The following is a 3,046-nucleotide window of genomic DNA, read 5'->3' as shown; positions in this document are numbered from 1 at the left end:
AAATTTTTATATAAAGATAGTAGAATTTCGATATAATTGTTAAGAATTTTATATGGATAAAAAAGGAATATGAAAATATAATGGAAACGTAAACAAAGTTTGAATAATTTGAATTTTATATGGAGGGGTTAATATGGTAAAAGTTAAGAAGTTAGTCGCTATGGCAATGGCAACAATGATGATTGGAGGAGTACTTGCAGGTTGTGGTGGAGAAAAGGCAACTGGGGGAGCAGCTGGAGGAGAAGGTGATCCAGTAAAAGTTGGAGTTTGTTTATATAAATTTGATGATACTTATATTTCAACAGTTCGTCAAAGTTTAGAAAAGATTCAATCAGAAAATGCAGGAAAAGTTGAATTCGAATTTGTTGATGGTAAAGGTGACCAAGCTACTCAAAATGATAGTATTGATACATTATTACAAAAAGATGTTGATTTATTAATGGTTAACTTAGTTGATACAGGAGCTGCACAAGCAGTTATAGATAAAATTAAGGGTGAAGAAGTTCCAGTTGTTTTATTTAACAGAGAACCAGAAGCTAAAGCTATAAAATCATATGATAAGGCTATGTTTGTTGGAACAAATGCAAAAGAAGCTGGAGTTTTACAAGGAAAAATATTAGAAAAAGAATGGAAAGCAAATAAAGCTTTAGATAAAAATGGTGATGGAGTAATGCAATATGTAATGTTACAAGGTGAACCAGATAATCCAGAAGCTATAGCTAGAACTGAATATTCAGTATCAACAATTAAAGATGCTGGAATAAAAGTTAAACAAGTGGCTCACCAAGTTTGTAACTGGGATCAAGCACAAGCTCAAAATGCTATGGAAGCATGGCTTTCAAGATATAATGATGAAATTGAAGTTGTAATCGCAAATAATGATGGTATGGCTCAAGGTGCTATAGCAGCTCTTCAAGCTCAAGGATATAACAATGGAGATGAGAAGAAAACAATTCCTGTAGTTGGAGTTGATGCTACAGCAGCAGCTCAAGATTTAATATCAAAAGGTTTCATGACAGGTTCAGTTCTTCAAGATGCACCAGCTATGGCTAAAGCTCTTTATGAATGTGGAATGAACTTAGCAGAAGGTAAGAGTGGAATTGAAGGAACTGAGTATAAATTTGATGATTCAGGTATAGCAGTTCGTATTCCATACCAAGAATATACTAACAAAAAGTAATTATACAAAAAGTTTGAAATATAGTAAGTAAAATTAAAGTTGCACTGCATTATAAAAAATAATGTAGTGCAACTTATAAATAAGCAAAAAAGTAGGTGAAAGCAAGGGTTATGGAAAAAGCAAAGTATATATTAGAAATGACAAACATATGCAAAAGCTTTCCAGGAGTAAAGGCTTTAGATAATGTACAACTTAAAGTAAGGCCAGGAACTGTACATGCTCTAATGGGGGAAAATGGAGCAGGTAAATCAACCTTAATGAAGTGTTTATTCGGTGTTTATATAGAGGATGAAGGTAAAATATTAATAGATGGAAAAGAGTGTAAGTTTTCAAATCCAAAACAAGCTATGGAGAATGGTGTATCAATGGTTCACCAAGAGTTAAATCAAGTTCTTCAAAGAGATGTAATGGATAATATTTGGCTTGGAAGATATCCTGGAAAAGGTGGTTTTGTAAGTCAAAAAATAATGTATGAAGAAACTAAGAAAATATTTGATGATTTAGGAATAGATGTGGATCCAAGAATAAAAATGGCGAAACTTTCAGTATCACAAAGACAAATGGTTGAAATTGCAAAGGCAGCTTCTTATAATGCAAAAATATTAGTTCTTGATGAGCCAACATCATCATTAACTCAAGAAGAAGTTGATCATCTTTTTGAAATTATAAATAAATTAAGAAAAAAAGGATGCGGAATTATTTATATATCTCATAAAATGGAGGAAATACTTCAAATATCCGATGATGTAACTATAATGAGAGATGGAAAGTGGATAGATACTATACCAGCTAAAAATTTGACAACAGATAAAATAATAAAACTTATGGTTGGTCGTGATTTAACAAATCGTTTTCCACCAAAGACTAACGAGCCAAGTGAGGTTATATTAGAAGTTAAAAATCTAACTGGTACTTATCAACCTTCTATAATAGATGCTTCTTTTGAGCTTAGGAAGGGTGAAATTTTAGGTGTAGCAGGACTTGTAGGTTCTAAGAGAACAGAACTTCTTGAGACAATATTTGGAATAGCTCATCATAATGAAGGGGAAATTATTTTAAATGGAAAGAAAGTTAACAACAAGGATTCTAGAACAGCTATAAAAAATGGTTTTGCATTATTAACTGAAGAACGTAGAGCAAATGGAATCTTTGGGGGACTTGATATAAAGTTTAATGCTACTATTGCTAACATAGATAATTATAGTAAAAGTGGTGTCCTTAATAATAAGCAAATGACAGATGATACTAAATGGGTTATTGATAGTATGAGAGTTAAAACTCCTAATCAAAAAACTCAAATTAGAACTTTATCTGGTGGTAACCAACAAAAGGTAATTATAGGAAGATGGCTATTAACTAATCCTGAAATACTTTTATTAGATGAACCTACTAGAGGTATAGATGTTGGTGCCAAATATGAAATATATCAGCTAATTATAGACTTAGCTAATAAAGGAAAAGGAATAATAGTTGTTTCTTCTGAAATGCCAGAACTTCTTGGTATTTGCGATAGAATACTTGTTATGTCAAACGGAAGAATCGCAGGAATAGAAGATACAGAAAAACTTAATCAAGAAAAGATTATGGAACTTGCAGCTAAGTATATTTAAAGTGGGGTGGAATTTATGGAGAATGTTAAAAATAATAATTTTAATAAAGAAAAATTTAAAACCTTTATGGTTAATTATGCTTTATATATAGTACTTGCAATGATGATTATATTCTTTGTAATAAAAGAACCATCATTCTTATCATTTAAAAATCTTACTAACATATTAAGTCAAGCATCAACTCGTGGTATATTAGCACTTGGAGTTGCAGGTCTTATAGTATTACAAGGAACTGACCTTTCAGCAGGACGTATTT

2 protein-coding genes and 1 pseudogene are annotated in these 3,046 nt (G+C 31.3%); all 3 read left to right on the top strand.

Annotated elements, in window-relative coordinates:
- Positions 1 to 133 precede the first annotated feature (133 nt).
- Positions 134 to 1,180, top strand: coding sequence for a galactose ABC transporter substrate-binding protein (locus Q4E08_RS06190; RefSeq protein ID WP_303129436.1), 1,047 nt, complete (start codon positions 134 to 136; stop codon positions 1,178 to 1,180).
- Between the two features lie 110 nt (positions 1,181 to 1,290).
- The gene (gene mglA / locus Q4E08_RS06185; RefSeq protein ID WP_303129435.1) at positions 1,291 to 2,790 is read left to right on the top strand and encodes a galactose/methyl galactoside ABC transporter ATP-binding protein MglA; all 1,500 of its coding nucleotides are present in this window, start codon (positions 1,291 to 1,293) and stop codon (positions 2,788 to 2,790) included.
- Between the two features lie 15 nt (positions 2,791 to 2,805).
- Positions 2,806 to 3,046: pseudogene (locus tag Q4E08_RS06180) on the top strand (beta-methylgalactoside transporter); the annotation flags it as partial.

The organism is Clostridium sp. (assembly GCF_030532265.1).
Taxonomy (GTDB): Bacteria; Bacillota; Clostridia; order Clostridiales; family Clostridiaceae; genus Clostridium.
The sequence above is the reverse complement of the archived record's forward strand: the minus strand, read 5'-3'. Positions and strand labels throughout refer to the sequence as shown.

Coding starts and splice junctions, on each gene's coding strand:
- Q4E08_RS06190 (WP_303129436.1), top strand. CDS start 134: ATGGTAAAAGTTAAGAAGTTAGTCGCTATGGCAATGGCAACAATGATG.
- mglA (WP_303129435.1), top strand. CDS start 1,291: ATGGAAAAAGCAAAGTATATATTAGAAATGACAAACATATGCAAAAGC.